This window comes from Amycolatopsis taiwanensis DSM 45107 (assembly GCF_000519205.1).
GTDB classification, from domain to species: Bacteria; Actinomycetota; Actinomycetes; order Mycobacteriales; family Pseudonocardiaceae; genus Amycolatopsis_E; species Amycolatopsis_E taiwanensis.
Genome location: NZ_JAFB01000005.1, coordinates 212,974 through 239,214, shown reverse-complemented (window position 1 = coordinate 239,214; position 26,241 = coordinate 212,974). Strand labels below are relative to the sequence as shown.

At 68.7% G+C, this 26,241-nt stretch carries 28 protein-coding genes; 9 read left to right on the top strand and 19 right to left on the bottom strand.

All coding sequences use genetic code 11. From position 1 onward, the window contains the following. Window positions 1-123 precede the first annotated feature (123 nt). The 8 genes from A3CU_RS50890 to A3CU_RS0105990 form a co-directional block, all read right to left on the bottom strand. Window positions 124-678 (bottom strand): LppA family lipoprotein, encoded by a 555-nt coding sequence (locus A3CU_RS50890; RefSeq protein WP_156960250.1) that lies wholly within the window; start codon window positions 676-678, stop codon window positions 124-126. A gap of 46 nt (window positions 679-724) precedes the next feature. Continuing rightward, on the bottom strand, window positions 725-1,714 hold the full coding sequence (locus A3CU_RS49650; protein WP_027941512.1) for a hypothetical protein: 990 nt from the start codon (window positions 1,712-1,714) through the stop codon (window positions 725-727). A gap of 215 nt (window positions 1,715-1,929) precedes the next feature. Continuing rightward, a complete protein-coding gene (locus A3CU_RS0106015; RefSeq protein ID WP_052371481.1) occupies window positions 1,930-2,589 on the bottom strand; it encodes a LysE family translocator in 660 nt (219 codons plus the stop codon). Between the two features lie 9 nt (window positions 2,590-2,598). Further along, entirely contained in the window at window positions 2,599-3,042 is a 444-nt protein-coding gene (gene arfB, locus A3CU_RS0106010; RefSeq protein WP_027941510.1) for an alternative ribosome rescue aminoacyl-tRNA hydrolase ArfB, read from the bottom strand. After that, window positions 3,023-4,093: a phosphoribosylformylglycinamidine cyclo-ligase gene (gene purM, locus A3CU_RS0106005; protein ID WP_027941509.1), complete on the bottom strand. Its 1,071-nt coding sequence runs from the start codon at window positions 4,091-4,093 to the stop codon at window positions 3,023-3,025. Before purM ends, arfB begins: the two co-directional genes overlap by 20 nt. Before the next feature lie 29 nt (window positions 4,094-4,122). Continuing rightward, a complete protein-coding gene (gene purF, locus A3CU_RS0106000; protein WP_027941508.1) occupies window positions 4,123-5,658 on the bottom strand; it encodes an amidophosphoribosyltransferase in 1,536 nt (511 codons plus the stop codon). 126 nt (window positions 5,659-5,784) lie between these two features. After that, on the bottom strand, window positions 5,785-6,024 hold the full coding sequence (locus A3CU_RS0105995; RefSeq protein ID WP_027941507.1) for a DUF397 domain-containing protein: 240 nt from the start codon (window positions 6,022-6,024) through the stop codon (window positions 5,785-5,787). 168 nt (window positions 6,025-6,192) lie between these two features. Further along, the gene (locus A3CU_RS0105990) at window positions 6,193-7,071 is read right to left on the bottom strand and encodes a helix-turn-helix domain-containing protein (RefSeq protein WP_027941506.1); all 879 of its coding nucleotides are present in this window, start codon (window positions 7,069-7,071) and stop codon (window positions 6,193-6,195) included. A 329-nt stretch (window positions 7,072-7,400) separates the two neighbouring features. Between A3CU_RS0105990 and A3CU_RS0105985 the strand changes: the two genes are divergently transcribed. Continuing rightward, the gene (locus A3CU_RS0105985; RefSeq protein WP_052371480.1) at window positions 7,401-8,237 is read left to right on the top strand and encodes an SAM-dependent methyltransferase; all 837 of its coding nucleotides are present in this window, start codon (window positions 7,401-7,403) and stop codon (window positions 8,235-8,237) included. A gap of 40 nt (window positions 8,238-8,277) precedes the next feature. On the opposite strand, the gene A3CU_RS0105980 is transcribed toward A3CU_RS0105985, so the two are convergent. Beyond that, complete coding sequence (locus A3CU_RS0105980; protein WP_027941504.1) at window positions 8,278-8,658, bottom strand: sterol carrier family protein; 381 nt, start codon at window positions 8,656-8,658, stop codon at window positions 8,278-8,280. 55 nt (window positions 8,659-8,713) lie between these two features. On the opposite strand from A3CU_RS0105980, the gene A3CU_RS0105975 reads away from it, so the two are divergent. From A3CU_RS0105975 to A3CU_RS0105955, 5 genes are all read left to right on the top strand, one after another. Next, window positions 8,714-9,337, top strand: coding sequence for a type VII secretion system-associated protein (locus A3CU_RS0105975; RefSeq protein WP_084143100.1), 624 nt, complete (start codon window positions 8,714-8,716; stop codon window positions 9,335-9,337). 91 nt (window positions 9,338-9,428) lie between these two features. Beyond that, window positions 9,429-10,238: a lysozyme gene (locus tag A3CU_RS0105970; protein WP_084143099.1), complete on the top strand. Its 810-nt coding sequence runs from the start codon at window positions 9,429-9,431 to the stop codon at window positions 10,236-10,238. A gap of 14 nt (window positions 10,239-10,252) precedes the next feature. Then, window positions 10,253-11,092, top strand: a complete 840-nt coding sequence (locus tag A3CU_RS0105965; protein WP_027941501.1) for a lysozyme — start codon at window positions 10,253-10,255, stop codon at window positions 11,090-11,092. Window positions 11,093-11,234: 142 nt separating this feature from the next. Further along, window positions 11,235-12,278 carry a mediator complex subunit 15 domain-containing protein gene (locus A3CU_RS0105960; protein WP_027941500.1) on the top strand — a complete coding sequence of 348 codons (1,044 nt, stop codon included), beginning with the start codon at window positions 11,235-11,237 and terminating at the stop codon, window positions 12,276-12,278. Between the two features lie 157 nt (window positions 12,279-12,435). Continuing rightward, a complete protein-coding gene (locus A3CU_RS0105955) occupies window positions 12,436-13,569 on the top strand; it encodes a pentapeptide repeat-containing protein (protein WP_027941499.1) in 1,134 nt (377 codons plus the stop codon). 26 nt (window positions 13,570-13,595) lie between these two features. Here A3CU_RS0105955 and A3CU_RS0105950 read toward each other — a convergent pair whose 3' ends face one another. From A3CU_RS0105950 to purL, 3 genes are read right to left on the bottom strand one after another with little or no spacing between them, the layout of a single operon-like run. Next, window positions 13,596-14,033, bottom strand: a complete 438-nt coding sequence (locus tag A3CU_RS0105950; RefSeq protein ID WP_027941498.1) for a TA system VapC family ribonuclease toxin — start codon at window positions 14,031-14,033, stop codon at window positions 13,596-13,598. A gap of 2 nt (window positions 14,034-14,035) precedes the next feature. Then, complete coding sequence (locus tag A3CU_RS0105945) at window positions 14,036-14,278, bottom strand: antitoxin (RefSeq protein WP_245616892.1); 243 nt, start codon at window positions 14,276-14,278, stop codon at window positions 14,036-14,038. Window positions 14,279-14,296: 18 nt separating this feature from the next. Next, window positions 14,297-16,585 carry a phosphoribosylformylglycinamidine synthase subunit PurL gene (purL, locus tag A3CU_RS0105940; protein ID WP_027941496.1) on the bottom strand — a complete coding sequence of 763 codons (2,289 nt, stop codon included), beginning with the start codon at window positions 16,583-16,585 and terminating at the stop codon, window positions 14,297-14,299. A gap of 214 nt (window positions 16,586-16,799) precedes the next feature. Between purL and A3CU_RS0105935 the strand changes: the two genes are divergently transcribed. Then, a complete protein-coding gene (locus A3CU_RS0105935; protein ID WP_027941495.1) occupies window positions 16,800-18,377 on the top strand; it encodes an ABC transporter transmembrane domain-containing protein in 1,578 nt (525 codons plus the stop codon). After that, window positions 18,371-20,104: an ABC transporter ATP-binding protein gene (locus tag A3CU_RS0105930; protein WP_027941494.1), complete on the top strand. Its 1,734-nt coding sequence runs from the start codon at window positions 18,371-18,373 to the stop codon at window positions 20,102-20,104. The genes A3CU_RS0105935 and A3CU_RS0105930 overlap by 7 nt, the downstream gene beginning before the upstream one ends. Before the next feature lie 211 nt (window positions 20,105-20,315). On the opposite strand, the gene purQ is transcribed toward A3CU_RS0105930, so the two are convergent. Further along, complete coding sequence (purQ, locus tag A3CU_RS0105920) at window positions 20,316-20,990, bottom strand: phosphoribosylformylglycinamidine synthase subunit PurQ (RefSeq protein WP_027941492.1); 675 nt, start codon at window positions 20,988-20,990, stop codon at window positions 20,316-20,318. Beyond that, entirely contained in the window at window positions 20,987-21,223 is a 237-nt protein-coding gene (purS, locus tag A3CU_RS0105915) for a phosphoribosylformylglycinamidine synthase subunit PurS (RefSeq protein WP_027941491.1), read from the bottom strand. The genes purQ and purS overlap by 4 nt, the downstream gene beginning before the upstream one ends. A 144-nt stretch (window positions 21,224-21,367) precedes the next feature. On the opposite strand from purS, the gene A3CU_RS0105910 reads away from it, so the two are divergent. Continuing rightward, on the top strand, window positions 21,368-22,006 hold the full coding sequence (locus A3CU_RS0105910) for an MBL fold metallo-hydrolase (RefSeq protein WP_027941490.1): 639 nt from the start codon (window positions 21,368-21,370) through the stop codon (window positions 22,004-22,006). An 18-nt stretch (window positions 22,007-22,024) separates the two neighbouring features. On the opposite strand, the gene A3CU_RS0105905 is transcribed toward A3CU_RS0105910, so the two are convergent. The 5 genes from A3CU_RS0105905 to A3CU_RS0105885 all read right to left on the bottom strand — a co-directional run bounded on the left by A3CU_RS0105905 (window position 22,025) and on the right by A3CU_RS0105885 (window position 26,144). After that, window positions 22,025-22,828, bottom strand: a complete 804-nt coding sequence (locus tag A3CU_RS0105905) for an ABC transporter substrate-binding protein (RefSeq protein WP_425388223.1) — start codon at window positions 22,826-22,828, stop codon at window positions 22,025-22,027. A gap of 8 nt (window positions 22,829-22,836) precedes the next feature. Beyond that, window positions 22,837-24,261 (bottom strand): adenylosuccinate lyase, encoded by a 1,425-nt coding sequence (gene purB, locus A3CU_RS0105900; RefSeq protein ID WP_027941488.1) that lies wholly within the window; start codon window positions 24,259-24,261, stop codon window positions 22,837-22,839. Between the two features lie 108 nt (window positions 24,262-24,369). Further along, a complete protein-coding gene (locus A3CU_RS0105895) occupies window positions 24,370-24,945 on the bottom strand; it encodes a TetR/AcrR family transcriptional regulator (RefSeq protein ID WP_027941487.1) in 576 nt (191 codons plus the stop codon). Window positions 24,946-25,000: 55 nt separating this feature from the next. Continuing rightward, the gene (locus A3CU_RS43615; RefSeq protein WP_043840654.1) at window positions 25,001-25,642 is read right to left on the bottom strand and encodes a hypothetical protein; all 642 of its coding nucleotides are present in this window, start codon (window positions 25,640-25,642) and stop codon (window positions 25,001-25,003) included. Then, complete coding sequence (locus A3CU_RS0105885) at window positions 25,635-26,144, bottom strand: SigE family RNA polymerase sigma factor (RefSeq protein ID WP_027941486.1); 510 nt, start codon at window positions 26,142-26,144, stop codon at window positions 25,635-25,637. The genes A3CU_RS43615 and A3CU_RS0105885 overlap by 8 nt, the downstream gene beginning before the upstream one ends. Window positions 26,145-26,241 lie beyond the last annotated feature (97 nt).

Genomic DNA, 26,241 nt, shown 5'->3' with positions numbered 1-26,241 from the left:
GCCCGGGCGGAGACCGCACGGTCACTGGCACCGCGGACCACCCCCTGCGATGTCCGGCGTGGCCTCCACCTCCAGCACCTGCGCAGCGAGGCACTCTCCCCGGCCAACTGACCCGACGGTGGGTCACGGAGTCGCCGTCGTACCTGTGGTGCCTCGTGCCTTCGCCTGCGGCGTCAGGTGGCAACCTGTGGTGACCGAAATGACCGTCTGTTGTTCTGTTCCCACAAACAGCTCGGCACCGTATTGGTCAAGAATGGTTATGTAGTGTGACGGGGGCTTGTCTACCCGCGGTCCAGTGCGGTTAAAGCCATAGGTGCTAGCTACGTTGGAAATTATTTCCACGGCCTTAGGCCACTGCTCCGTGCTGATGCTCCGATCATTCGACAGCCGGTCCAGGTTATGGCGAACGACATCGTAGCGGTCGACATTCGGGAACTCGTTTGCGCACCCTGATTCCCTGCCATCATGAAGGTCTTGCCAGTCACCCATGTCAAGTTCGGCCGTCAGTCGTTGAGCCAGCTTGTCTCGCATATCGGTGTAATTTGCCATGATCTGGTTGATGTCCGGCCGGCTCTCCAGCTCGTGGACTTGCTGTTGGGTATTCATGGTGGTTGTGGGCGTGTCCGTTCCAATGCGTCCGCCACATGCGGTAAGGGCAAGACCGGTGGCAACAAGCACGATGAGGATCGCGCTGATGTGAAGCCGAATGAGCGTGACTCCCTTCCTAACGTGCCGGAATGGTGAGGTCTGGCTGTCCGGCGACGACGGCTGCGATGTTGTATTTGCTGGTCGTGTCGATGCCGTTGATGGACGTGGTGTACTCGCTGTGGCCGTGGGAAGTGGTCAGTTGTTGTCCGTCGGGGGTTAGTGCGGCGTCGGTGGAGAGGTGGTTCATGCCGTCGAGGGTCTGTGGCGCGGGGCCGAAGCGTCCGATTAGGGGGACGTCGTTGGCGATGGGGTCGCCGTTGGCGGCGAGGTCGTAGGCGTGGCCGGTGGGGATCTGGAGGTCGTGTAGCGGGTTGCCGTTGATGGGGATGGGGCCGAGGGCCGGTTTGTCGGTGATGCCGGGTGAGCCGAAGAAGACCGCGTCGTCGACCCCGGTGTTCCGCTCTTTTCCGCTGGCCTGGGCCAGAACAGTGTCGTACTGCTGCTGCAACTGCGTGCGCAGTTTCGGGACCATGGCCAGGTTGGCCTGGCTGCGCGCCCACGCGGCCACCCCGTCCCGGTTGCCGACCAGTTCGGGGCGGTCGTGGATGAGGACGAGTTGCTGGTCGTGTGACAGCGTGGCCCACCAGGCGGCGTTCTCTGCCGGTGTCGCGCCGGCCGGGGGTGGGGCCGGGATGCTGAGCGAGCCGAGCGCCGCGCCGGAGTTGCCCGCAGCCGCGAGGTCCGTGTGATCGCTGCCCGGGTCGAGGACGCGGTTGGAGAGGATGCGGTCGAGCACGGCGCAGAAGTCGTTGTCCACGTCCTCGGCGGAACGCAGCACCTCCTGGATTCGATCCTGCAACTCGACCGCGATCCGCTGCCGGTCGCGTGTCGCCTGCGACCCGTCGGGGTCGGCGTCGGTGCACACTGGGGGCGGCGCAAGGCTGGTGATGCTGCCATCTTCACCGATGGTGAACTCGTGGGCGGCTGCGAGGCTGTGGACCTCCTTCACCCCATTGAGCAGCCCGGTAATAGCGTCGGACACATCCCCGGCGGCACGGCGCAGCATGGCCAGACCTCGAACCCCACGACCCCTCCCGCTCCGTGTCGACCCTGTGACCATACGACACCACCAGGAGGCGGAGGAGCGTTTCAGACCGAATCCCGCCGCGCTACCCGTGAGCGGCATGAGCAGGGCTGGGGCATGTCTCCCCAGCCCAGCAGTGGTTCGCGTGGCGGCCAGGTACTCCTGTCCGGACGTTGCCGGGCGAGCCGGGCCGTGACTCAGTGGGCTGGGCGATGGATCAGCAGGCCCAGGCCGAAGAGACTCAGGACGCCTCCGCCGCCGCGGAGCACGTTCCGTGCAATCCTGCCGTTGCGAATCAGCGTGCCGGCAGCGCCGAAGACGAGCGCATAGACCAGCAGCGAGAGAAACCCCGCGAGCGCGAACACAACGCCGAGAACGAAGGCATCCGACGCTGAGCTGGAGACCGTGAGGAACTGTGGGATCACGCTCGCGTACACCAACACCGTCTTCGGGTTGGACAGGTCGCTGAGCAAACCCTCGACGAAGGCTCGGCGACTCGTTACGCTGCCGCGCTCCTTGAGAGCGCCATCCGCTGCCGTGGGTTGGAACTCGCGGGTCCGCATGAGCCGGATACCGAGATAGATGAGGTAGGCGGCGCCAGCGATGCGGACGGCGTCGAACACGAGTTGCGAGGACACGAGCAAGGCGGTGAGGCCGGCGATCGAGGCGGTCGCCCAGATCAGGTCTGCGGTGAGTACGCCGAGCGCGGTCACGATCGCGGATCCCCGTCCCCGCAGCATGGCGCTCTTGAGAACCAGGATGACTGCCGGGCCGGGAATTGCGACCAGAACCGCGGCGAGTGCTGCGAAGGCGAGGACGGTGTCGGTGCTCACCCGGCGGATGATGTCATCCGTCATCGCCTACCGCTAGCCGCCGTCCTCGTTGCGGGCGCGGCGGCCACGCTTCACCTCGCCGCGGCGCTTCTTCTCGGCAAGGCGGCGTTCCTTCGAGCCGCGGGTCGGCCTGGTGGGGCGCCGTTTCGGTGGCGGCGGCGCGGCCGCGTCCCGCAACACCGAGACAAGCCGCAGCCGGGCCGCTTCCCGGTTCGCCAACTGTGCCCGATGCTCGCTCGCCGCGATCGTCAGCACGCCGTCGGTGAGCCGGGCGGCCAGGCGGGCCAGCAGCCGCGGCCGCAGGTCGGCGGGTATCGACGGCGATCGCGCGACGTCGAACGACAGCTCCACCCGGGAGTCCGTGGTGTTGACCCCCTGACCACCTGGCCCGGAGGAGCGGGAGAACCGTTCCGCCAGCTCCCCGGCCGGGATCACCAGCCGGGGCAGCACGGCGAGGTCAGAACCGGGGGTGGTCACCGGAAAGCACGGCGCGCGCGCCGTCTGGGTCCTCGGACGGGCGGATCTCACCCAGCGTCCACGCCGGGACGTGCCGGGCGGTCAGCACGGCCAGCGCCCGGTCGACGTCCTCCGGGCTGACCACGGCCACCATGCCCACGCCCAGGTTGAACGTCCGCTCCATCTCGGCCTGCTCGACCTTGCCGCGGTGCGCGATCAGCGCGAACACCGGCGCGGGTGTCCAGGTGTCCCTGGCCAACTCGGCGCACAGCCCGCGGGGTACGACGCGGGCCAGGTTCTCCGCCAGCCCGCCCCCGGTGACATGGGCGAACGTGCGCACGTCCGCCTCCGCGGCGAGCGCGAGGCAGTCCTTCGCGTAGATCCGGGTCGGCTCGAGCAGCTCTTCGCCGAGGGTACGGCCGAACTCCTCGACGTGTCCCTCCAACGGCATCCGCGCGATGTCCAGCAGCACGTGCCGGGCCAGCGAGTAGCCGTTGGAGTGCAGGCCCGACGAGCCCATCGCGATCACCACGTCGCCCGGGCGGACACGATCCGGGCCGAGCAGGTCCGCCGCCTCCACCACGCCGACGCCCGTGGCCGACAGGTCGTAGTCGTTCTCGCCCATCAGGCCCGGATGCTCCGCGGTCTCCCCGCCAAGGAGCGCGCAGCCGGCCTGCACGCATCCCTCGGCGATCCCGCTCACCAGCGCCTCGATCTTCTTCGGGTGCACCTTGCCGACGGCGATGTAGTCCTGCAGGAACAGCGGTTCGGCGCCGGTCACCACGAGGTCGTCGACCACCATGGCGACCAGGTCGATGCCCACCGTGTCGTGCTTGTCCATGGCCTGGGCGACCGCGATCTTGGTGCCCACACCGTCGGTCGAGGAGGCGAGTACCGGCTCCCGCCACCGATCCGGCTTCAACGCGAACAGTCCCGCGAAACCCCCCACCCCGCCGAGCACTTCGGGCCTGCTCGTCCGCCCGGCATGCGGCTTCAGCAGTTCGACGGCTTCTTCACCGGCGTCGATGTCAACTCCGGCGGCGGCGTAGGTCGCGCGCGTGGATTCGCTCACGGCGGGCGGACTCCAGACTCGATTCGGATTCAAGGACGCCGGACGGCGTCGCCAGCACCGTACCCGGCCTGGGCGACGGGCCGGGCCGGGCCGTCGGTGCCCTCGAGCCCTTCCAACAGGTGCTTGCCGATCAGTGCGTCGTCCGGCAGCGGAATCGGGTACTGCCCGTCGAAGCACGCCATGCACAGCCGGGACCGCGGCTGTTCGGACGCCGCTACCAGGCCTTCCAGCGACACGTAGCCCAGCGTGTCGGCGCCGATCGCGCGACGGATGCCGTCCAGGTCGGCGCCGTTGGCGACGAGTTCGGCGCGGGAGGCGAAGTCGATGCCGTAGAAGCACGGCCAGCGCACCGGTGGCGAAGCGATCCGGACGTGCACCTCCACCGCCCCGGCCTCGCGCAGCATGCGCACCAGCGCACGCTGCGTGTTGCCGCGCACGATCGAGTCGTCCACGACGACCAGGCGCTTGCCGCGGATCACTTCCCGCAGTGGGTTGAGCTTGAGCCGGATGCCCAGCTGCCGGATGGTCTGCGAGGGCTGGATGAAGGTGCGGCCGACGTAGCCGTTCTTGACCAGGCCCTGCCCGTAGGGAACGCCGGACGCCTGCGCGTAACCGATGGCCGCGGGCGTGCCGGACTCGGGCACCGGGATGACCAGGTCGGCCTCCACCGGGCATTCGGCGGCCAGCCGCTTGCCGATGTCGACGCGCGTGGCGTGCACGCTGCGGCCGGCGATCGAGGTGTCCGGGCGGGCGAGGTAGACGTACTCGAACACGCAGCCCTTGGGCTCGGGGTTGGCGAACCGCGAGGACCGCAGGCCGTTGGCGTCGATCGCGATCAGCTCGCCCGGCTCGACCTCCCGGACGAACGACGCGCCGACGATGTCCAGCGCCGCGGTTTCGCTGGCGATCACCCAGCCCCGTTCCAGCCTGCCGAGCACGAGTGGGTGCACGCCCTGCGGGTCTCGGGCCGCGTAAAGCGTGTCTTCGTCGGAGAACACCAGACAGAAGGCACCGCGCAGGGTGGGCAGCAACTCGAGTGCGGCGGCTTCGATGCCGGTGTCCGCCGCATGCGCGGCCAGCAGGCCGCAGACCAGGTCGGAGTCGCTGGAGGAACCGGTCAGCCCGGCATGCGGTTTGAGCCCCGCGGCCTTCGTGCGGTCCCGCAGCTCGGCGGTGTTGACCAGGTTTCCGTTGTGCGCCAGGGAAAGCCCGCTGCCGGTGTCGGTGGTGCGGAAGGTCGGTTGCGCGTTCTCCCAGGTCGAGGACCCGGTGGTGGAGTAGCGACAGTGCCCCACCGCGATGTGGCCCTGCAGTGAGGAGAGCACCTGCTCGTCGAAGACCTGGCTGACCAGGCCCAGATCCTTGAACACGACGATCTGGTTGCCGTCGGACACCGAGATCCCGGCGGCCTCCTGGCCGCGGTGCTGCAACGCGTAGAGCCCGTAGTAGGCCATCTTCGCGACTTCTTCGCCCGGTGCCCACACACCGAACACGCCGCATTCTTCCCGGGGTTCGGACTCTGGCTGGTCGAGGTCGGTCTGGTTGCAATTGTGGTCGGAAACCACCGCAGGTGCTCCTGAAGACGAGGGCGGGCCGACTCCAGTGTAGGGCTCGTTTCCGACAAGTACGGCCCAACGTGACGGTCAGCTCGTTCGGCCCCGCTCGCCGACCGTGCCGCCGGGCGGCGACCGTCAGCTCAACACGTCGTCGAACTCGCCGTCCTTGGCGCCGGCGAGGAAGGCGGCCATCTCGGCCCTGGTGTAGACGAGCACCGGGCCGTGCGGAAACCGCGAGTTGCGGACGGCGACCTCGCCGGAGACGAGCGGCGCGAGCTCGACGCAGTTGCCGGACGCGCCGCTGTGCCTGCTTCTGCGCCAGGGGGCGCCGGCCAGCAACTTGACGTAATCACCGGTCGGGTGCCTGTCTGCCATGTCCTTACCTCTTGACGTATCGAGTGCCGGGTCGACGGCCCGCCGAATTCGTGTCGGGCACATTACCATTAGTAGTCGCACGATTGTATGCACGTGCAAACGCCGGCGTCGAGGCTCGACGCACCATGGTGCGGACGGACTTCGCGACAGGAGGAAGGGCGAACCGGGTCAGATCTCGGCGCGCAGTTTGGTGAGCAGCTGGCGGCTTCGTTCGGGTGTTTCGGCGTCGACGGTGAGCCGGTCGAACGCGCGGCCGTAGAGCTCGATCTCGTCCGGCTTCTCGAGGTAGATCGCGCCGTACCCGTGCTCGATGTAGGTGATGTTCGGCAGTTCGGGCTCGGCGAACTGAAGGAGCGTGAACGCGCCTTCGGCCGCGTAGCCGCTCTGGTCGTAGGGCACGATCTGCAGGGAGATGTGCGGCAGTTCGGTCACTTCCAGCAGGTGGTCGATCTGCTGCTTGAGTACCCGCGCGCCGCCGACCGGCCGGTGCAGCACCGACTCGTCGACGACCGCCCACAACCGCGGTGGTTTCGGCCCGGTGAGCACCTTCTGCCGCCGCATGCGCAGCGCGACCCGCCGCTCGATGTTCTCGTCCTGGACGTCCGGGTTGCCGTGGCTGCACACCGCTCGCGCGTACCCCTCGACCTGAAGCAGGCCCGGTACGAACAACAGCTCGTAGGTGCGGATCCGGCTCGCCGCCTCTTCCAGGCCGATGTAGTTTTCGAACCAGGGGGGCACCAGGTCGCTGAACCGGTGCCACCAGCCCGGCTGGTTGGCCTGCTTGACCATTTCGACGGCCCACGCGCGCTCGTCGGAGTCGTAGACCCCGTACATGGTCAGCAGGTCGACGACATCGCGTTCCTTGCAGCCGACCCGCCCCAGTTCCATCCGGCTGATCTTCGACTCCGAGGCGCGGATCTCCCAGGCGGCCTGTGCGCGGGTGATCCCGGCGCGTTCCCGCAGTCTGCGCAGCTGAGTGCCCAGAATCATCCGGCGTGCGGTGGGCCCGGTGCCTTGCTCGGCACCCAGGGCGTCGATCAAGGCCATGGAGCCCGCCTTCCTGGGTCAGGGGAAGTCGGAGTGATCTATCACCCGCTCCCTCAAGTTACACCGCTGTGAGACGGGCTTAAACGCCGTATACAGGTTTACGACCACGATCGATACCTATACCCTCTTTCCGGTTCTGGCCTGAGAGAGATCCAAAACGCGAGATGAGCACGTTTGTGACACCGCACAACGATGCACGTGGGCGGGGATGCGGGCCGCCAGCGTGGTCAACCGGCGGCCGACGAGGAGAAGTCACGGCCTGTCCACCCGACCACGTTCTGAACAACACTGCCTGATCACAGTCCGAATTTCGCCGGAGATGGACACGCATGCGGGATCCCATCGTCGCCGTCCCGGACCTGGCCGACGACGACACCACGCGGGCGAGCATCGCCGGGGTGTACGACGCCTTTCTTGGTGGTAAGGACAACTACGCGGTCGACCGGGAGGTTCTCCGCCGGGTACGCAAGGTCGCGCCGGAGGCACGCGACCTCGCGCGCGAGAACCAAGCGTTTCTGGTCCGCGTCTGCCGCTTTCTCGCCCGGCGACCCGAGGTGACCCAGTTCCTCGACTGCGGATTCGGGCTGCCCACCGGGGAGCACCCGCACCAGGTGGTGCAGCGGATCAACCCGGAGGCCACGGTGGTCTACGTGGACGACGACCCGGTGGTCCTGGCACATGGGCGTGCATTGCTGGCCGACAACGACAACGTCCGGTTCGTCGGGGCCGACATCTTCCAGCCGAAACCGCTGATGGAGAGCGACCGGCTGCGCGCCTGTCTCGACTTCACCCGGCCGATCGCCTTCCTTCAGGTCGGCACCCTGCACCACTACGAGGGCGACCGGGACGGCCCGGCGCGGATCATGCGCGAGTACCTCGACTACCTGCCGTTGGGTTCGTTCGTCGCGATCAGCCACTTCATCGATCCGGAGAACGCGCACAGCGCGGTTGCCCGCCGGATGGAGCAGGCCTTCCGGAGCAGCACGCTGGGCTCCGGCACCTTCCGCACCAAGGCCGAGATTGAGCAGCTCTTCGCCGGCTTGGACCTGGTGCCGCCGGGCGTGACCCGGTGCGTCGACTGGTGGCCGGATGGTCCGCGTAGCCGGCCGCTGAACCAGGTGCAGCACTGCATTGCGGGCGGTGTCGGCCGCAAGAGACTCGTTTGACGTGGCTTGCGTGGCGGTGCGGACCGCGGAATCCGGTGGCTCAGACCCGCACGATCGGCAGCCAGTGCGACAGGTCGGCCCGGGTACCTGAGGCGGTGACCCGGCCCGCCGCCACCGCATCCGTCCACTGTAGACGGCCGGTGGCCAGTTCGAGCCAGGTGCGCGGGTCGGTCTCGATGACGTTCGGTGGAGTGCCGCGGGTGTGCCGGGGTCCCTCGACACACTGCACGGCGGCGAACGGCGGCACGCGCACCTCGACGCTGCGTCCGGGGGCGTCGGCGGCCAGTGCACGCAGGCTCAGCCGCACCGCGGCCGCCAGCTCGGCCCGGCCCGGTTGGGGTCCCGTTCCGCCCAGCCATGGCCACACGGCGAGCACCGCCGCACGTAACTGATCGGGGTCGCCCGTACGCGAAGAAGACACATGGAAACAGTAGAGTGGCCAGTGGCAGCAAGGCACGCGAGACGTGGGGTTGAACATGGCGCAGCGGGACGAAGCAGACCGGCTCGTACCGAATCCGCAAGCCAGTGAACGGCTCACCAAGCCCAGGATCACCGCGGAAATGCGGGCCAACGCGCGGACCAACCCGAACAGCTGGCTTTACGTGATCGACGAGGCGTTCGACCCGAACGGCCCGGTGCCGTCGTGGGCCGTCGTCGGCGCCTACCCGGTCAACGCCGCCGGCCAGATCGTCGAGGACTTCCACCCCAACGACCGGTATCGCCCCTCTCCCAAGGCACTCGGCTTCCCGGAGCCGCGCAACGACCTCGAACGCCTGCTGCAACTGGTGCGAACCGACCACCGCCCGGCCGAGGACCTGCCGCCGGCCATCCTGAAGGCCACCCTGTTCGTTTACGCGCTTTCGCCCGTGCAGCGCACCGTGATCGGCTTCCACAACACCGACGGGCGGGTGCTGGTGCCGGCATACACCTCGAAGGCGCTGGTGCCGCGCGAGTGGCCGCACGCCCGTGCCGTGCTCGGCCGGGACATCGTGCCGCTGCTGGCCGGCCATCCGGTCGCGATCAATCCCCACGATGTGGTGACCGCGGTGGTGCCCGCCGAGCATCTGGAGAAGGCGCTCGCCGAGGAAGACCGCCGCTAGAAGGAAAATCCCGCGCGGCACGGCTCTTTCGAGTGATCATCGAGTCGCGGCGCGGACAGGGCGGGGGCATGGTGATCCCATCTGGCGGAGGATGGGAGAAGTCGTGCGCTACTGGGCTTTCGGGGCCGCCACGGCCCTGTGGGTTTCTGGTTTGTTGATGATGTCGGCCGCAACCGCGGCGGGCGAGGAATATCGGCTGGCGGGGGTCACCTTCGTCGGTTCACAGGTGGCCAAGCACGAACGTGCGGAGGCGATGCCGTCCGGCCGGCAGGACGGCCTCTCCGGCCACGACGTGAGTTCGCATCAGGGCAAGGTCGACTGGGCGGGGGCGTGGGCCGGGGGTGCCCGGTTCGCCTATGTCAAGGCGACCGAAGGAAACGCTTACGCGAGCCCCTGGTTCGCCCAGCAGTACGACGGTGCCTACGGCGCCGGCATGCTCCGTGGCGCCTACCACTTCGCCCGGCCCGACGTCTCCAGCGGCGCCGATCAAGCCAACTATTTCGTGGACCACGGCGGCGGCTGGTCTCCCGACGGGCAGACGCTGCCCGGCGCGCTGGACATCGAGTACAACCCCTACGGCGATACCTGCTATGGCCTGGACCCGGTTGCGATGAGCTGGTGGCTGCGCGACTTCTCGGACACCTATCGCGACCGGACCGGGCGTTACCCGGTGATCTACACCTCGACCACCTGGTGGAACCGGTGCACCGGCGCCAACCCGAACTTCGCGCCGAACAATCCGCTCTGGGTGGCTCGCTACAACACTTCGGTGGGTGCGCTGCCGGCCGGCTGGACCAGTCAGTGGATCTGGCAGTTCGCCGCCGCGGGAGCGCTGCCGGGCAACCAGGACACGTTCGACGGGTCGCAAGACCGCCTCCGCGACATCGCCCTCGATCAGTGAAGGCGTAGTTCGTTTTGCACACACGAAGAAAGCGGACGCGCTTCGCCGCGGGGACGATCATCGCCGTCGCCGGTGTGCTCCTGTTCGGCATGCCGACTCCGGCCAGTGCGGACTCGCCGCCCACGGTGAGCGGCATGCCGACCGATCAGTACGTGGCGAAGTACGACCACGCGATGGGCTCGCAGATCCAGCGGGTGGAAGGCGAGCAGCCCGGGTCGCGATCCGACGACACGGCCACGGTGCGCGGGATCGACGTCAGTGGTCACCAGGGCAACGTGAACTGGACGGACAACTGGAACCAGGGAACCAGGTTCGCCTACGTCAAGGCGACCGAGGGCACCTACTACACCAACCCGTATTTCGGGCAGCAGTACAACGGTTCCTACGACGTCGGCATGATCCGTGGCGCCTACCACTTCGCGGTGCCCAACGGTGGCAGCGGGGCCGCACAGGCGAACTACTTCCTGGCACACGGCGGCGGCTGGTCCCCCGACGGCAAGACGCTGCCCGGCGCGCTCGACATGGAGTACAACCCCTACAACGGAGGGACCTGCTACGGGTTGTCCAAGAGCGACATGGCGGCCTGGATACTGGATTTCAGCAACACCTACCACAGCCAGACCAACAAGTGGCCGGTCATCTACACCAGCACGAGTTGGTGGAACCAATGCGTGAGCGGCGATTTCAGCTCGACGAACGCGCTGTGGGTTGCCCGCTACGCCTCCGCCGTCGGGGCTCTGCCGGACAGCTGGGGCTTCCACACGATCTGGCAGTACAGCTCGAACCCCATCGACCAGGACTCGTTCAACGGCACCTATGACCGTCTGGTGGCCTTCGCCGCGAACCCGGACTAGTACGGTTGGTCAGAAAGCGGTTACCTTCAGCTTCGGTACCGATTGAGTGCCGAAGCTCTCGCTACCCCCTAACCCGTTAGGGGAACCAGGTGCGGGATCGTGACGTCCGAGCGACAGAGCGATCTACTGGGAAGGCGAGTCGATGACCTATCCACCGCAACCGGGGCAGCCGGATTACGGCCAGCAGCCGAATCCCTATGGCCAGCAGCCCGGCGGATACGGCCAGCCTGGCGCATACGGCCAGCCTGGCGGATATGACCAGAGTGGCGCGTACGGCCAGCAGCCAGGCGGTTTCCCGCAGTCTGGCGGTTTCCCGCAGCAGCCCTACACCGGCTACGACGCGGGCGGTGGGGGCGGGTACCCGCCCACCAGCCAGTTTGGCGGATACGGCACGCCACCACCCGGTGGTGGCAGCAAGAAGGGGTTGTGGATCGGGCTGAGCGTCGGCCTCGTGGTGATCCTCGCCGCGCTCGGCATCACCGGATTCTGGCTCCCGGGCTTCTTCCTGAGCAAGTCGTCCGACCCGAAGAGCGTCGCGCAGCAGGTCGTGGACGGCATCAACGCGCACGACGCGGCGAAGCTGAACACACTGAAGTGTCAGAACGCGAGCGAGGACGTGCTGGCTGCCATCACCAACGTCAGCCGCATCAAAGACATGAAGTTGAACGGGGTCACCGAGAACGGCAACCAGGCCACCGCGAAGATCTCGGTGACCATCGACAGCAAGTCCGGTGATGGCACCGTGCTGATGGAGAAGCAGAACGGCAATTGGTGCTGGAAGGACAACGGCGACGTGAACGACGGAGGCACCACCTCCTCGACGTCCACTTCGACCAGCTCCTCCCGGTCGCGGTCGAGCAGCTCCAGCTCCAGCTCCAGCTCTGGGTCCAGTGACAGTGGCTACCGCGCGACCGCGCAGGCCTTCCTCGACAAGATCAACAGCGGGGACAAGTCTGGTGCGCTGAACCTGGTGTGCTCGGCCGACCAGAGTCACTACGAATCCGACATCGCCGAGGCCGCGGTGTCCGGAACCAACCTGACCATCGATGAGCTGTCCGGCACCGGCAACTTCAGCCTCGGCTCGCTCAAGGGCACGGTCGGGGGTGAGCAGATCACCTACGGTTCCATCGGCACGGACGACGCGCCCGGCGGTGGCGCCTGCGTGGACCTGTTCTCCGCCTTCTGACCACTCCTCCTGGTGATCGCAAAGCATGCGGCCGAGGCCAGCGCGCCTCGGCCGCATGACTGTTGCCGCCACGGGAAAGGCGCACTGCGCATCGGCGCGGTCGGCGGAGCCGAGCGTCGTCGTCGCTGCGGTGCAGTCTCGGTTAGGGTGCCGGTTCATGCGTGAGCGCGGGAAAACACCGCGAGGGCCGTCGCCTCTGGTGCTCACCTTCGCCCTGTCCGTGGTGCTGCTGGTGGCGGTGAGTGGATGGCTGCTGACCGACCCGGCGACCACCCGGGCCGACGCACTGCGGACCGGTGGGCTCGCCGCCGGCGCGGTGGTCGCGCTCTATGCGCTTTGGCTCAACGACCGGCGACGCCAGGTCGAGGAGGGCCGCCAGCGGGTCGAGCGGGAACGCCACGAACTCGAACTGCTGCGTGCCGAACGTGACCGGGAGCGGGTCACCGACGAGCGCTTCGCCAGGTCCGTCGAACTGCTGGGCCACGACGCCGACCAGGTTCGCGTCGGTGCCCTGCACGCCCTCGCAGCGCTGGCGCGCGACCGGGCCGACTACAGCCAAACCGTCCTCGACGTGCTGTGCTCCTATTTACGCCGGCCGTTCGAGAATCCCAACCTCGGCAAGGAACACAATCTCGGCGACGAATCCGGCCTCGGCGTCGAACGCGACCTCGGCGCCGAGCGTGAGCTCCAGGTCCGGCTGACCGCGCAACGGCTGATCGTCGACCTGCTGCCGCCGGCGGGTTCCGAGCAAGCGAGCTTCGATCTCGATCTGACCGGCGCGTCCTTGGAGTACTTCGATCTCTCCGGTCGCAAGATCGGTGAGCTCAGCCTGCGTCGTGCGACGCTGCTCAGCCGGACGAACTTCAACCGTTGCGAGATCACCGGCCCGGCTTGGTTCACCGACGCCACCTTCGGCCAGGGCAGGTTGCGGGGCCACTTTCACTGCCAGGGCGCGACCTTCCACGACCGCGCCTGGTTCCATCGCACCGAATTCGGTTTCCCGGTCTACTTCACCGACACCGCTTTCCGTGGTGAATCGAACTTCCGGAAAGCGATCTTCGCCGACGAGGCGATTCTGCGTGATGCGTCCTTCGGTTCCTCGCTCGACCTGGACCGCGCCCGGTTCGCCGGGTATGCCGATCTGCGGATGAGCGGCCGGCCGGACCCGGTCTCGCTCTACAACACCCTGGTCGATCCCGGCCTCGTTCCCGACCTGGTCAAGCTGCCGCCCTTCTGGACGCTGTCACCGCTCCCCGATGGCAGCGCCCGCATCACCGACCCGCGTTCCTGACCACCCGCGCGCAGCATCGTGGCTGATCAGGTTACGGGGAGCACTAGGACCAGACCCTGGTCGCCTGGGTGCAGCCCGTTTTGGATGCCTCGGTCGAAGGTCACCAACCGTCCCCGCTGTTTCGCCGCCAAAGCGCTGAGATGGACGTTGGTGACCTGCTTGTAACTGCCAATCCGATCGAGCGCGAACGGTGGCTGGGCAAGACGGGTTTCGTCCGGCCAGAACTCGTGCCCCGGGAGGTCACAGAGTGCGCGGAGCACCTCCAGGGCAGTGCCTGGCGTGGCCGCGGTGGGAATCACCTTCCGGTTCGACGACACTCGGACGAAGCCAAGCTCGGTCACTGGCGTGGTCGCCCACCCTTCACCACTTGTGGCCTCGAACCATCGGCGGGCAGCGTGATGGTGAACATGATTCGGCCAGGCCAGTGCGATGAGGACGTTGACGTCAAGTAGAGAAACGGACACGGCTACTCGTCGAGCGCGCGGCTGACCAGTTCAGGGGTGATCGGCGCCGCGTCTTCGGGGACGTCGAAGGTCGGAAAGGACTTCCCGCCGCGCTGATCCGGCACGAGCCCGCGGCGGGCGAGATCGGAGATCACCGAGCCGATCGACCGTTTTTCGGCCTCAGCGATGGCTCGGGCGGCGGCAAGTACGCCGTCATCGATATCCAGCGTGGTGCGCATGATGTCATGATGCCCCATCATCGCCATCAACGCATCATGGCTGGCTCAGCCGAACAGGGCCGGTAGCGTGCCTTCCCAAGCCGCGCGCAGCTCGTCCAGGGAGAACGTCGCCACGTCCTGGATTTCCAGTGCGTCCGACTCCGGGTCGACCACGCCGGTCCGGCGCCACGGCAGGCCACGGGCGTCGCACATCTCGGTGAACCGCAGTTCCTCCGTCCGCGGCACGGCGACCAGCACCCGGCCCGACGATTCGGAGAACAGCTGCACGAACTCATCGGCGTCGGGGTCCAGCACGATCCGCGCACCGCACTGGCCGGTCAGCACCGTTTCCACCAGCGTCTGGGCGAGACCACCGTCGGACAGGTCGTGCGCGGCCGAGATCATGCCGTCCCGCGAGCCGGCGACCAGGATCTCGGCGAGCAACCGTTCGCGCGCCAGGTCCACCTTCGGCGGCAGTCCGCCGAGATGCCCGTGCATCACCTGCGCCCAGGCCGAACCGCCCAACTCGTCGTGCGTTTCGCCGAGCAGCAGCAGGGTTTCTCCGGCTTCGGCGCCGATGCCCGGCAGAATCCGCCGCCGCACATCGTCGATCACGCCGAGCACGCCGACCACCGGCGTGGGCAGGATCGCGGTTTCGCCGGTCTGGTTGAAGAAGCTCACGTTGCCGCCGGTCACCGGGATGCCGAGCTGCGCGCAACCGTCGGCGAGGCCGTGCACGGCCTGCTCGAACTGCCACATCACGCCGGGGTCGGTGGGCGCGCCGAAGTTCAGGCAGTTGGTGACCGCCAGCGGCATCGCGCCGGTGGTCGCCACGTTCCGGTAGGACTCGGCGAGCGCGAGCTGGGTGCCCAGATACGGGTCGAGGTAGACGAACCGCGCGTTGCAGTCGGTCGACACCGCCACGCCCCGGCCGGTTTCCTCGTCGATCCGGATCAGCCCCGCATCCGCGGGCTGCGCGAGCACGGTGTTGCCCCGCACGTACCGGTCGTACTGCTCGGTGACCCACTCCTTGGACGCCTGGTTGGGCGAGGAGATCACGCGCAGCAGCGTCTCCCGTAGCTGCTCGAGTGTGGCGGGCCGGGGCAGCCGGTCCGGGGTGTCCTGTTGCACGGTGTCCTGGTTGGACGGCCGGGTGATCGGACGGTCGTAGACCGGGCCCTGGTGCGCGACGGTGCGCGGCGGCACGTCGACCACCGTCTCCCCGTGCCAGCTGATGACCAGATGGTCGCCTTCGGTGACCTCGCCGATCACCGTGGCGAGCACGTCCCACTTCTCGCACACGCGCATGAACTCGTCCACATTGGACGGCTCGACCACGGCGCACATCCGCTCCTGCGACTCGCTGGAGAGGATCTCCGCCGGGTTCATTCCGGTGGCGCGCAACGGAACCTGGTCGAGTTCGATGTGCATGCCGCCGTCACCCGCCGCGGCGAGCTCCGACGTCGCGCAGGACAATCCGGCGCCGCCGAGGTCCTGGATGCCGACGACGAGCTTCTTCCCGAACAGCTCCAGGCAGCACTCGATGAGCACCTTCTCGGTGAACGGGTCGCCCACCTGCACGCTGGGCAGCTTCTTGCGCCCACCGGCGGATTCGTCACCGGAGAATGTGTCGCTGGCCAGCACGGACACCCCACCGATGCCGTCCAGCCCGGTCCGCGCGCCGAACAGGATGATCTTGTTGCCGGCCCCCGAGGCGAATGCCAGGTGCAGGTCCTCGGTCCGCATCGCGCCCACGCACATCGCGTTGACCAGCGGGTTTCCCGCATAGCTCGGGTCGAATACGACCTCGCCACCGACGTTGGGCAGGCCGAGGCAGTTGCCGTATCCGGCCACCCCGGCGACGACGCCGGGCAGCACCCGCCGGGTGTCGGGCGCGTCCGCCGGACCGAACCGCAGCGCGTCGGCGACCGCGAGCGGCCGCGCGCCCATGGCCAGGATGTCCCGCACGATGCCGCCGACCCCGGTCGCCGCACCCTGGTAGGGCTCCACATATGACGGGTGGTTGTGGCTCTCCACCTTGAACGTGACCGCCCAGCCGTCGCCGATGTCGACGACGCCGGCGTTCTCCCCGATCCCGGCCAGCATCTTGGCCTTCATCTCGGGCGTGGTCGTCTCGCCGAAGTAGCGCAGGTGCTTCTTCGATGACTTGTACGAGCAGTGCTCGCTCCACATCACCGAGTACATGGCCAGTTCGGCGTCGGTCGGCCGGCGGCCCAGGATCTCCCGGATGCGGGCGTACTCGTCCTCGGCGAGCCCGAGTTCGCGGTAGGGCTGCGGCACGTCGGGGGTGTCCGCGGCACGCGCCGTCGTGTCGATGACCTGCGTTTCCGTCACCCCAAGAGGGTAAAGGGGGTCTGGGGGCTTGCCCCCAGTCGGGGGTGTGGGGGCGGAGCCCCCGCGGGGCAGAGCGTCTGGGGGCTTGCCTCCAGCCGGGGTGTGGGGGCGGAGCTCCCGCGGGGCGGAGTGTCTGGGGGCTTGCCCCCAGTCGGGGGTGTGGGGGCCGAAAATCGGTCGCCCCCGGGGTGGTGGGTTTCGTACCGTTTGAGGAATGCGTCTGCCCCTGGAGCTGACTCCCCTGCGTTTCCTGGGCGCGATCGCGCGGGCGCGGCTCGGACTCACCGTGTCAGCCTGCGTACTGGGTGTGTTGGCCTTGCTGCCCGGAGCGGTGCTGCCGTTGGCGATCGGCGACGCGGTAGAGGCGGTGGGCCGCGGTGCGTCACTGGCCGGCCCGATCGGCCTGATCGTGGCGCTCGGCATCGCGCAGGCGGTGTTCGTGGCCGCGAGTATGTTCACCACGCACGGGATGTGGATCCACGGCGCGGCCACCACGCAACGCACGGTCGCCCAGCACACCGCACGGCTGGGCGCTTCGCTTCGGGCGCAGGCCGCGACCGGCGACGTGATGGCGATCTCCTCGTCCGACATCGCCCGGATCGGCAACGGGCTCGAGTCGGTGGGCCGCGTGGTCGGCGCCGCGATCGGGTTTCTCGTGGTCGGTGTCGCGCTGGTCACCATCTCGCCGATGCTGGGTGCGATCGCGTTGGTCGGCATCCCGCTGGCGGTGCTGAGCATCGGGAAGCTCGTCAAGCCGTTCCAGCGACGCAAGGCCGCGCAGCGCGAGCAGCTCACCGAGGTCAACGCGCTGGCCGCGGACATCGTGTCCGGGCTGCGGATCCTGCGCGGGATCGGTGGGGAACGGCGGTATTCGAGCCGGTTCCGTCAGGCCAGCCAGCGCGTGCGGCTGGCCGGCAACGAGGTGGCGCGCGCCGAGTCGTGGCTGGCCGGGGCCGAGGTGCTGATGCCGGGACTGGTGACCGTGGCCATCACCTGGCTCGGCGCACGGCTGGCGATTTCCGGCACGATCACCGTGGGTGAGCTCGTCTCGTTCTACGCCGCGTCGGCCTTTCTCGCCTGGCCGGTGGCCACGGCCACCGAGTCGATGCACGCGTTCGTCTCGGCCTTGGTTTCGGCGAAGAAGGTCTGCCACGTGCTGGAGCTGCGGCCGCTGCTCGACGAACCGGACTCGCCGGTCGCGCTGCCCGAAGGACCGCTGGAGCTGTTCGACCCGGCGACCGGCCTGACCGTCGTCGCCGGCAAGCTGACCGTGATCAACGCCGGCCCGCGGGCCGAGGCGCTCGCGGAACGGCTGGCCCACTTCCCCCGTACCGATTCGGCTTCGGAACACCAGGTCCTCGTGTCCGGGGTGCCCGCCGATCGGGTGGCACTGGCGGAGCTGCGGTCGCGAGTGGTCTACGCGCACAACCAGGACCTGTGGTTCTCCGGGACGCTGCGCGACCAGTTCGTGCCTCCGGAGCGAGCCGAGGCGGCGCTGTGGGCCGCCGATGCCGCGGACATCATCGACGGCCTCCCGGACGGGCTGGACGAGCTGATCGGTGAACGCGGACGGGAGGTCTCCGGCGGCCAGCGGCAGCGGCTGAGCCTGGCCAGAGCGCTCGCCTTGGACGCCGACACGCTGCTGCTCGACGAACCGACATCGGCGGTGGACACGCACACCGAGGCGCGCATCACCGAGCGCATCGCGGCGCTGCGCCGCGGCAAGACCACCGTCGTGTTCAGCGAAAGTCCACTGTGGACATCCGTCGCGGACGAGGTGATCACTTGTTGAGGCTGCCGTTGGCCACGGGTGGACAGGCGTGGGCGTGGCTACGCCAGACGTTCTCCGAGCACCGGCGTGAGTTCCTGACCGTGCTCGGCCTGTTCTGCCTGGCGGCACTGGCCGGGCTGGTCGGCCCGCAGATCCTGGGCAGGCTGGTGGACTCGGTGTCCGGCGCGGACGGCTCCAGGGTCGACCTGCTGGCGCTGTTGTTCGTGGTGGTGCTGATCGTGCAGGCCGCGCTGCGGCGGTTCGCCCGGATGCGGTCCGGGATGCTGGGTGAACGGGTACTCGCGAAGACCAGGGAGGGCTTCGTCGAGCAGGCCCTGCGGCTTCCGCTCGGCACCGTCGAGGCGGCCGGGACCGGCGACCTGCTCAGCCGGGCGACCACGGACACCAACCGGATCGACTTCGCTGTCCGCAATGGCCTGCCCGAAGTCACCGTCGCGCTGATCACCGTGTCGTTCACCGTGCTGGCGATGGTGCTGACCTCGCCGCTGCTGTCGCTCGCCCTGCTCGTCGCCGTCGTGATGATCGGCTTCACGATGCGCTGGTACTGGCGACGCGCACCATCCATTGTGGAGCCCATGATGGACGCGTGGGCGGACGTGCAGACCACCACCCACGAGACGGTCGACGGCGCCCGCACCGCCGAGGCACTCGGGCTGATCGAGCACCGGATCGCGCACGGCCGGCATGCGCTCGAAATGGCGGTCGGCGGCGAACGCGCGTTTCGTGGGCTGATCGTGCGGTGGATTCCGTGGGCCCGGCTCGCTCAGGTGCTGCCGCTCGCGGCGATCCTGCTGATCGGCTTTTGGGGTCACGCCCGCGGTCTGGTCGGGTTGGGCACCATCGCCACGATGTTGGTGTACATGCAAAGCATCGCCGGCCCGCTCGAGGAGATCATCTGGTGGATCGAGGACGTGCAGATCTCCACGACGGCGCTGCGCCGCGTGCTCGGCGTCCGTGGCGACGCCGAAGGGCCGGTTTCCGCGTCGCGGCCGCGTGGCCGGGAGATCGTCCTGCGGGAGGTGCGGTACGGGTATTCGGCGGACCGGGAGGTCCTGCACGGCATCGACCTGCGGGTGCCGCCGGGGCAGCGGCTGGCCGTCGTCGGGCCCTCCGGGGCGGGGAAGTCGACGATCGGCCGGCTGCTCGCCGGAGTGGCGGCGCCGCATTCCGGCTCGGTCACCATCGGTGGAGCCGAGGTTTCCGGCCTGCCCGATGACGTCCTGCGTGGCGAGGTGCTGTTGCTCACCCAGGAGCAGCACGTGTTCGCCGGCACGCTGCGAGAGAACCTGGTGCTGCCCGCGGGGCAGTGGAGCGACGAGGAACTGGTCCGGGCGCTGGCGGCGGTCGGCCTGTCCGGCTGGTTCGCGGCACTGGCGGACGGCCTGGACACCCGGCTCGGCGCGGGCGAGCTGCGGGTGCCGGCGGCGGTCGCGCAGCAACTCGCGCTGGCCAGGGTCGTGCTCGCCGACCCGCACACCGTGGCGCTGGACGAGGCGACCTCCTTGCTGGACACCTCCTCGGCCCGGCAGCTGGAGCGTTCGCTGGACCAGGTGCTGGCCGGACGCACGGTGATCGCCATCGCGCACCGGCTGCACACCGCCGCGACCGCCGACCGGGTCGCGGTCGTCGAGGACGGCCGCATCAGCGAAATCGGTTCCCACCAGGAACTTATCGCCGCCGCCGGTCCCTACGCCCGCCTGGTCGCCGCCTCCTCAACGACCAGCTAGCGCCGTGTCCCCCGCCCCAACACGCCGAGTCCCCGCCCCAGGACGGTGTGTCCCCGCCTCAGGACGCCGTGTCCCCGCCTCAGGACGCCGAGTTCCCGGCTCGGGACGGTGAGTTCCCGGCTCGGGACGGTGAGTTCCCGGCTCGGGACGGTGAGTTCCCGGTTCAGGACGGTGAGTTCCCGGCTCGGGCCACGCGGTCACCTGATCAGTGTCAGGACAGGGCCGCCAGCGCGTCGACGGCCGAGTAGAACATGCCTAGTCCGTCATCGGAGGGGCCGGTGAGGGCGTCGATGGCATGCTCTGGGTGCGGCATCAGGCCGACGACACGACCGTTGGCGCTGCAGACGCCCGCGATGTCGTTGCGGGAGCCGTTCGGGTTCGAGCCGGTGTAACGGAAGACGACTCGTCCCTCGCCCTCCAGCTCATCCAATGTGGACTGCTCGGCGACGTAGCCGCCCTCGCCCGACTTGAGCGGGACCAGGATCTCCGCGCCGGTCTCGTACCGGGTGGTCCACGCGGTTGTGTTGTTCTCCACGCGGAGCCACTGATCGCGGCAGACGAAGTGCAGTTTCTGGTTGCGCACGAGCGCACCCGGCAGCAACCCGGCCTCACAGAGGATCTGGAAGCCGTTGCAGATCCCGAGCACCGGCATGCCCTTGCCGGCCGCCTCGACGACCGAGCTCATCACCGGTGCGAACCGCGCGATCGCGCCGCAGCGCAGGTAGTCACCGTAGGAGAACCCGCCGGGCACGATCACCGCGTCCACCCCGCGCAGGTCCGCATCCGCATGCCAGAGCGAGACCGCTTCGAGGTCGGCGTACCGGACCGCGCGTGCCGCGTCGACGTCGTCGAGAGTGCCGGGGAAGGTGATGACGCCGATCTTCACGAGACCCTCCGTACCGTCCACTCCTCGATCACCGGGTTGGCGAGGAAGCCTTCGGCGATCTTGGCGAGCGTCTCGTCGTCGACCGAGTCGTCGACCTCCAGCTCGAAATGCTTGCCCTGGCGCACGCCGGTCACGCCGTGGAAGCCAAGGCGCGGCAGGGCTCCGGCGACGGCCTGGCCTTGCGGGTCCAGGATCTCCGGCTTGGGCATGATGTCAACCACGACTCGGGCCACGACGGGTCGCTCCAGGTATCTGCAGGTGAATGTACGTCATGAGTTTAGGTGGTCTGGGAGCTTCAGCCCCCGCCGGGCGCATTGGAGGCTGAAGCGGCGTCGCCGCGAGTAGGCTGAACGCCGTCCGACGGGAGGAGCGTAGCGATGCAAATCGTCCACTATGGACACGCGTGTGTGATGCTGGAGACCGGCGGCGCACGGATCCTGCTCGACCCTGGCGTGTTCTCCGAAGGCTTCGACACCGAGCGTGAACTGGACGCGGTGCTGATCACGCACCAGCATTTCGACCACATCGACGAGAAACGACTTCCCGGGCTGCTCGAAGCGAACCCCGGTGCGAAGCTGTTCGTCGATCCGGGGTCGGCGGAGATCGTGCGCAAGCTCGGCCTGGAGCACGAGGTCGCGCGGCCGGGAGACGCGTTCCAACTCGGCGACACGAACGTCGAGGTGGTCGGCGGGCAGCACGCGGTGATCCACCCCGAGGTCCCGGTCGTGCGCAACGTCGGCTACGTGTTCGGCGGCGGCGCCTTCTACCACCCGGGCGACTCGTTCTTCGTGCCCGAACAGAAGATCGACGTGCTGGGCCTGCCCACCGGCGCGCCCTGGCTCAAGGCCGCCGAGGCGGTGGACTTCATGCGTACCGTCGCGCCCCGGGTCGCGGTGCCGATCCACGAGGCGGTGCTCGCGAACCCGGCGATGCACTACGGGTTGTTCACCAACCTGGCCCCGGAAGGCACCGAGGTGCTGGTCGCTTCGCGGGGCGAGGCCACCAAGCTGTCGTAGCGGCGCGAGCGCTCGTCGTCATGGGTGGCCCTGGAATTCCTGCGGCACCACGCCGTTCGGCTCGAACTGCTGGTGCAGCCTGACCCAGGTGCCGTCGGCGATCACCTGTCGCAGCCCGCGGTTGAGCTTGGTCAACACCGCGCCGTTGCCCTTCGGCACCGCGTACCCCTGCGGAATCACCGCATCGACGATCTTCGTGGCCGCCAGTGCCGGATCGTCAGCCGCATAGTGCTCGGCATTCGCCTGGTCGAAGAGCGCGCCGTCCAGGCGCCGGCCACTGAGCGCGTCGAGCACCGCGGCGTCGTTCGGGAACCGGATCACCTGGGCGGTCGGCTGGTTGGCCACCAGCCAGGTGTCCGAAATCGTGGACCCCACGACGCCGATTCGCTTGCCGGCCAAGGATTTGTCGTCGCTGATCGTGCCGGCCGGGGCCACCACCCCGAGCGCCTGGTAGTTGTAGGCGTTGGAGAAGTCGAGGGTCTTCTTGCGGTCCTCGGTCTGGGAGATGGCCGCGCTGCCGACGTCGAACCGGCCCTCGGCGACCTGCCTGAGAAGCGGGGAGAAATCGGTGGCCGTGAACTCGAGGGTCAGGCCCTCCTTGGCGGCGGCCGCCCGCAGCAACTCGTTGTCGAACCCGGTGAACCTGCCGTTCTCGAGATAGGCGTTGGGCCTCGAGTCGGACAGCGTGCCGACCCGGACGGCCGGCGTTGCCTGGCTGCCGCACGCGGAGCACAGCGTGACCAATACGGCGACGACGATCGCGACGACGTTTCTGACGTTGTTCCGGGGAGCAATCCTCAGGCCCCGTCTGAGGGGCTTCACGCGGCCTCTCACAGGATGGGGGCCGGCGTGTATGCCGAGGCGTCCGGGAATCGGGCCAGGACGGACTCGACACGCTTGGCCACGGCGGCGACCTGTCCGGGCGCGACCCCGGTGAACGACAGCCGGTCGGCGAGCAGGCGGTCGAGGTCCGCGCGGGTCAGCGGCAGGCGTTCGTCGGCGGCGAGCCGGTCGAGCAGGTCGTTGGGCGCACCCTCGCGCATGGCGAGCGCGACCGAGACCGCGTTCTCCTTGATCGCCTCGTGCGCGGTCTCCCGCCCGACGCCGGCGCGGACCGCGGCCATCAGCACCTTCGTGGTCCCCAGGAACGGCAGGTAGCGGTCCAGCTCGCGGGCGATCACCGCGGGGAACGCGCCGAACTCGTCGAGCACCGTGAGGAAGGTCTCCAGCAGCCCGTCCAGCGCGAAAAACGCGTCGGGCAGCGCGACCCGGCGCACCACCGAGTCGGACACGTCGCCCTCGTTCCACTGGTCACCGGCCAGTTCGCCGATCATCGACAGGTGGCCGCGCAGCACCACGGCCAGCCCGGTGACCCGCTCGCACGAGCGGGTGTTCATCTTGTGCGGCATCGCCGACGAGCCGACCTGCCCGGGTTTGAAGCCCTCGGTGACCAGCTCGTGCCCGGCCATCAGGCGGATCGTCGTGGCCAGGCTCGACGGCGCCGCCGCGAGCTGTACCAGGGTGGACACCACGTCGAAGTCCAGCGACCGGGGGTAGACCTGGCCCACGCTGGTGAAGGTGCGGGCGAAGGAGAGGTGGCCGGCGATCCGGCGCTCCAGCTCCTCCAGCGCGGACTCGCTGCCGAGCAGGTCCAGCATGTCCTGCGCGGTGCCCACGGGGCCCTTGATGCCGCGCAACGGGTAGCGCTCGATGAGGTTTTCCAGCCGCTCGAAGGCCACCAGCAACTCGTCGGCCGCCGTGGCGAACCGCTTGCCCAGCGTGGTCGCCTGCGCCGCGACGTTGTGTGAACGGCCGGCGATCACCAGATCCGCGTGCTCCACCGCCAGCGCCGTCAGCCGGGCCAGCACCGAAGCGGCCCGCCCGCGCAGGAGTTCCAGCGAGCGCCGGATCTGCAACTGCTCGACGTTCTCGGTGAGATCCCGCGAAGTCATGCCCTTGTGCACCTGCTCGTGCCCGGCGAGCGCGTTGAACTCCTCGATCCGCGCCTTGACATCGTGCCTGGTCACGCGTTCGCGAGCGGCGATCGAGGCGAGGTCCACCCGGTCGAGGACCCGCTCATAGTCCTCGATCACTCCGGCGGGGACCTCGACGCCGAGTTCGGCCTGAGCGCGCAGCACCGCGACCCACAACTCGCGCTCCAGCGTCACCTTCCGCTCCGGAGACCACAGGGTCACCAGTTCGGGAGAGGCGTAGCGGGCGGCGAGCACATTGGGCACGGCGGGCTTTTCGGTCACCTGTCCAGCCTAAAGGGTGACTCGGGGCGCCTTCGGGCGGCGGAACTCACGCCAGCTCCTCCGCGAGTTTGCGCGCGACCGCTATCGCGTCGCCAGGGCGCTCCTGACTCACGCCAGCGCGTCGCGAAGCATGGCCCGGGCCACCGCACGGGGGTCCGGGTCGAGTTCGATCAGCGCGTTCACCACGGCGCCGTCGACCAGGGCGATCAACTGCTTCAGCCGCTTGTGATCGATGGCGAACCCGGAGCGGCTGAAGATCTCGATCAGCAACTCGTGGAACTCCGCCTGCATTGAGCGCATCAACGGGCCCAGGTACGGTCGCCTCCCGGTTGTGACGAACCGCTCATAGCGCAGCAGAAGCACCTCGAAGGCGGGGTCCTCGCCGAGCATCTGGTCGAGGACGAGCTCGACCATGGCGTCCACGTCGCGGTGCTCGGTGCTCAGCTGCGCCAGCCGGGCCCGGCCCCGGGTCAGCTCGGCGCGGCCGCCGTATTCGACGGCGGCGATGATCAGATCCTCCAGCGAGTCGAAGTAGTACGTGGTGGAGGCCAGCGGTAGCCCGGCACGTTCGGCCACCGCGCGGTGCCGGACCGCGTCGAAGCCGCCTTCCGTCAGCACCTGGGAGGCCGCTTCGATCAGTGCCGAACGCCTGCGCTCCCCCTTGGGTGTGCTCGCCGCCGTCATGCCCAGAATCTAGGCCGTTGAGAGTTCGGGGTGGCCGTGGCGGCCATGCGGTGGGTCAGAAGCGGGCGGCCAGGGCACGCGCGATGCGATCCAGATCGGCCAGCAGCGGCGGATCGCTGGCCAGATCCGGGGTGCTGTAAACGATGATCGATCCGCTGCCGGCAGCCGGTGCCTGCGCCATGGCATCGCCCGATTCGAGCGGGACCGCGCTGCCCGGAAGCGCCAGGACCACCGAAACCAGGCCGTGGCGGTCCCCATCGACGACCCGGAAGGCGGCGGAGCGGGACCCGGTCGGACAGACCCGGCCGGGCTGGGCGTCGCCGCGTCCGGTGCCGCGAAGTTCGTCGGCGAGGGCGGTGGCGAGCTCGGAGTCCACCTGGTCGCACCCGGAGGCGCCTTCGGCCCGAGGGCCGGCCTGCCCGTTACGGTCGCTGCCCTGCAGGGGCGACGGGACATGCGGTGCCGCGGCGGGCGCTTGACCGGCCACCTGCGACGTGCTGGAGCCCGTGAAGGGAATCCGGCTCACCCCGAACCCCGCCAGCGCGAGCACCACGCAGGCAGCGGCGGTGACCAGCGCCGAGCGGCGGCGGGCCCGGGCCCGGGCGGACGCGGCGGTGACATCGGAGAGGTCGAAGGTGGGCGGCGGGGGGTCACCGGGCGCGGCCTGGAACAGGGTGCTCAGGTCTCGTTCATCCATGCGTCTCCACCTCCGCTCCCAGCGCTGTCCGCAGGTTCGCCAGCCCGCGTGCGGTCTGGCTCTTCACGTTGCCCTCGCTGCAGCCGAGGGCCTTGGCGACGGCGGCCACGTCGAGCCCCTCGAAATAGCGCATCACCAGCACGGCACGCTGTTTCGGCGGGACGTCGCGCAGCCCGTTGATCAGGTCGGTGCGGGTCGCGACCTGATCATCCAGCCGGCCTGCGGCCGGCTCGGGTTCGGGCAGCAGGTCCACCTGCCGCTCCCTCCGCCACGGCCGTCGTGACTCGTCGATCGCCGCCCGCACCAGGGTTTTCCGCAGGTAGGCGTCGACGGCCCCGCGGTCGCGGATCCCGCTCCACTTCCGGTGCAGCGCGACGAACGCGGTCTGTGCGAGATCGTCCGCGCGGTGCCAGTCTCCGCAGAGCAGGAACGCGCTTCGGCGCACGAAGTCCCGCTTGGCAGCGAAGTACTTCGCGAACTCCTGCTCGTCGCGCTGGTCCACCGGCCTCCTGGGCGTCTCACAATAAGGACGTAGTTCGTAGCCACTACGGTTGCATAGCTTCTTGTAGATCAACTAACTGGTGTGATGTGATCTAACC

What these genes read in the sequence shown, in the direction of transcription:
- A3CU_RS0106015 (WP_052371481.1), bottom strand. Translation starts at nt 2,589, where the DNA reads ATGACGGATGACATCATCCGCCGGGTGAGCACCGACACCGTCCTCGCC.
- A3CU_RS0105945 (WP_245616892.1), bottom strand. Translation starts at nt 14,278, where the DNA reads ATGGCGATGATGGGGCATCATGACATCATGCGCACCACGCTGGATATC.
- A3CU_RS0105935 (WP_027941495.1), top strand. Translation starts at nt 16,800, where the DNA reads ATGCGTCTGCCCCTGGAGCTGACTCCCCTGCGTTTCCTGGGCGCGATC.
- A3CU_RS0105975 (WP_084143100.1), top strand. Translation starts at nt 8,714, where the DNA reads ATGGCGCAGCGGGACGAAGCAGACCGGCTCGTACCGAATCCGCAAGCC.
- A3CU_RS0105970 (WP_084143099.1), top strand. Translation starts at nt 9,429, where the DNA reads ATGGGAGAAGTCGTGCGCTACTGGGCTTTCGGGGCCGCCACGGCCCTG.
- A3CU_RS0105995 (WP_027941507.1), bottom strand. Translation starts at nt 6,024, where the DNA reads ATGGCAGACAGGCACCCGACCGGTGATTACGTCAAGTTGCTGGCCGGC.
- A3CU_RS0105960 (WP_027941500.1), top strand. Translation starts at nt 11,235, where the DNA reads ATGACCTATCCACCGCAACCGGGGCAGCCGGATTACGGCCAGCAGCCG.
- A3CU_RS0105895 (WP_027941487.1), bottom strand. Translation starts at nt 24,945, where the DNA reads ATGACGGCGGCGAGCACACCCAAGGGGGAGCGCAGGCGTTCGGCACTG.
- A3CU_RS0105990 (WP_027941506.1), bottom strand. Translation starts at nt 7,071, where the DNA reads ATGGCCTTGATCGACGCCCTGGGTGCCGAGCAAGGCACCGGGCCCACC.
- A3CU_RS0105985 (WP_052371480.1), top strand. Translation starts at nt 7,401, where the DNA reads ATGCGGGATCCCATCGTCGCCGTCCCGGACCTGGCCGACGACGACACC.
- A3CU_RS49650 (WP_027941512.1), bottom strand. Translation starts at nt 1,714, where the DNA reads ATGCTGCGCCGTGCCGCCGGGGATGTGTCCGACGCTATTACCGGGCTG.
- A3CU_RS43615 (WP_043840654.1), bottom strand. Translation starts at nt 25,642, where the DNA reads ATGGATGAACGAGACCTGAGCACCCTGTTCCAGGCCGCGCCCGGTGAC.
- A3CU_RS0105910 (WP_027941490.1), top strand. Translation starts at nt 21,368, where the DNA reads ATGCAAATCGTCCACTATGGACACGCGTGTGTGATGCTGGAGACCGGC.
- A3CU_RS0105955 (WP_027941499.1), top strand. Translation starts at nt 12,436, where the DNA reads ATGCGTGAGCGCGGGAAAACACCGCGAGGGCCGTCGCCTCTGGTGCTC.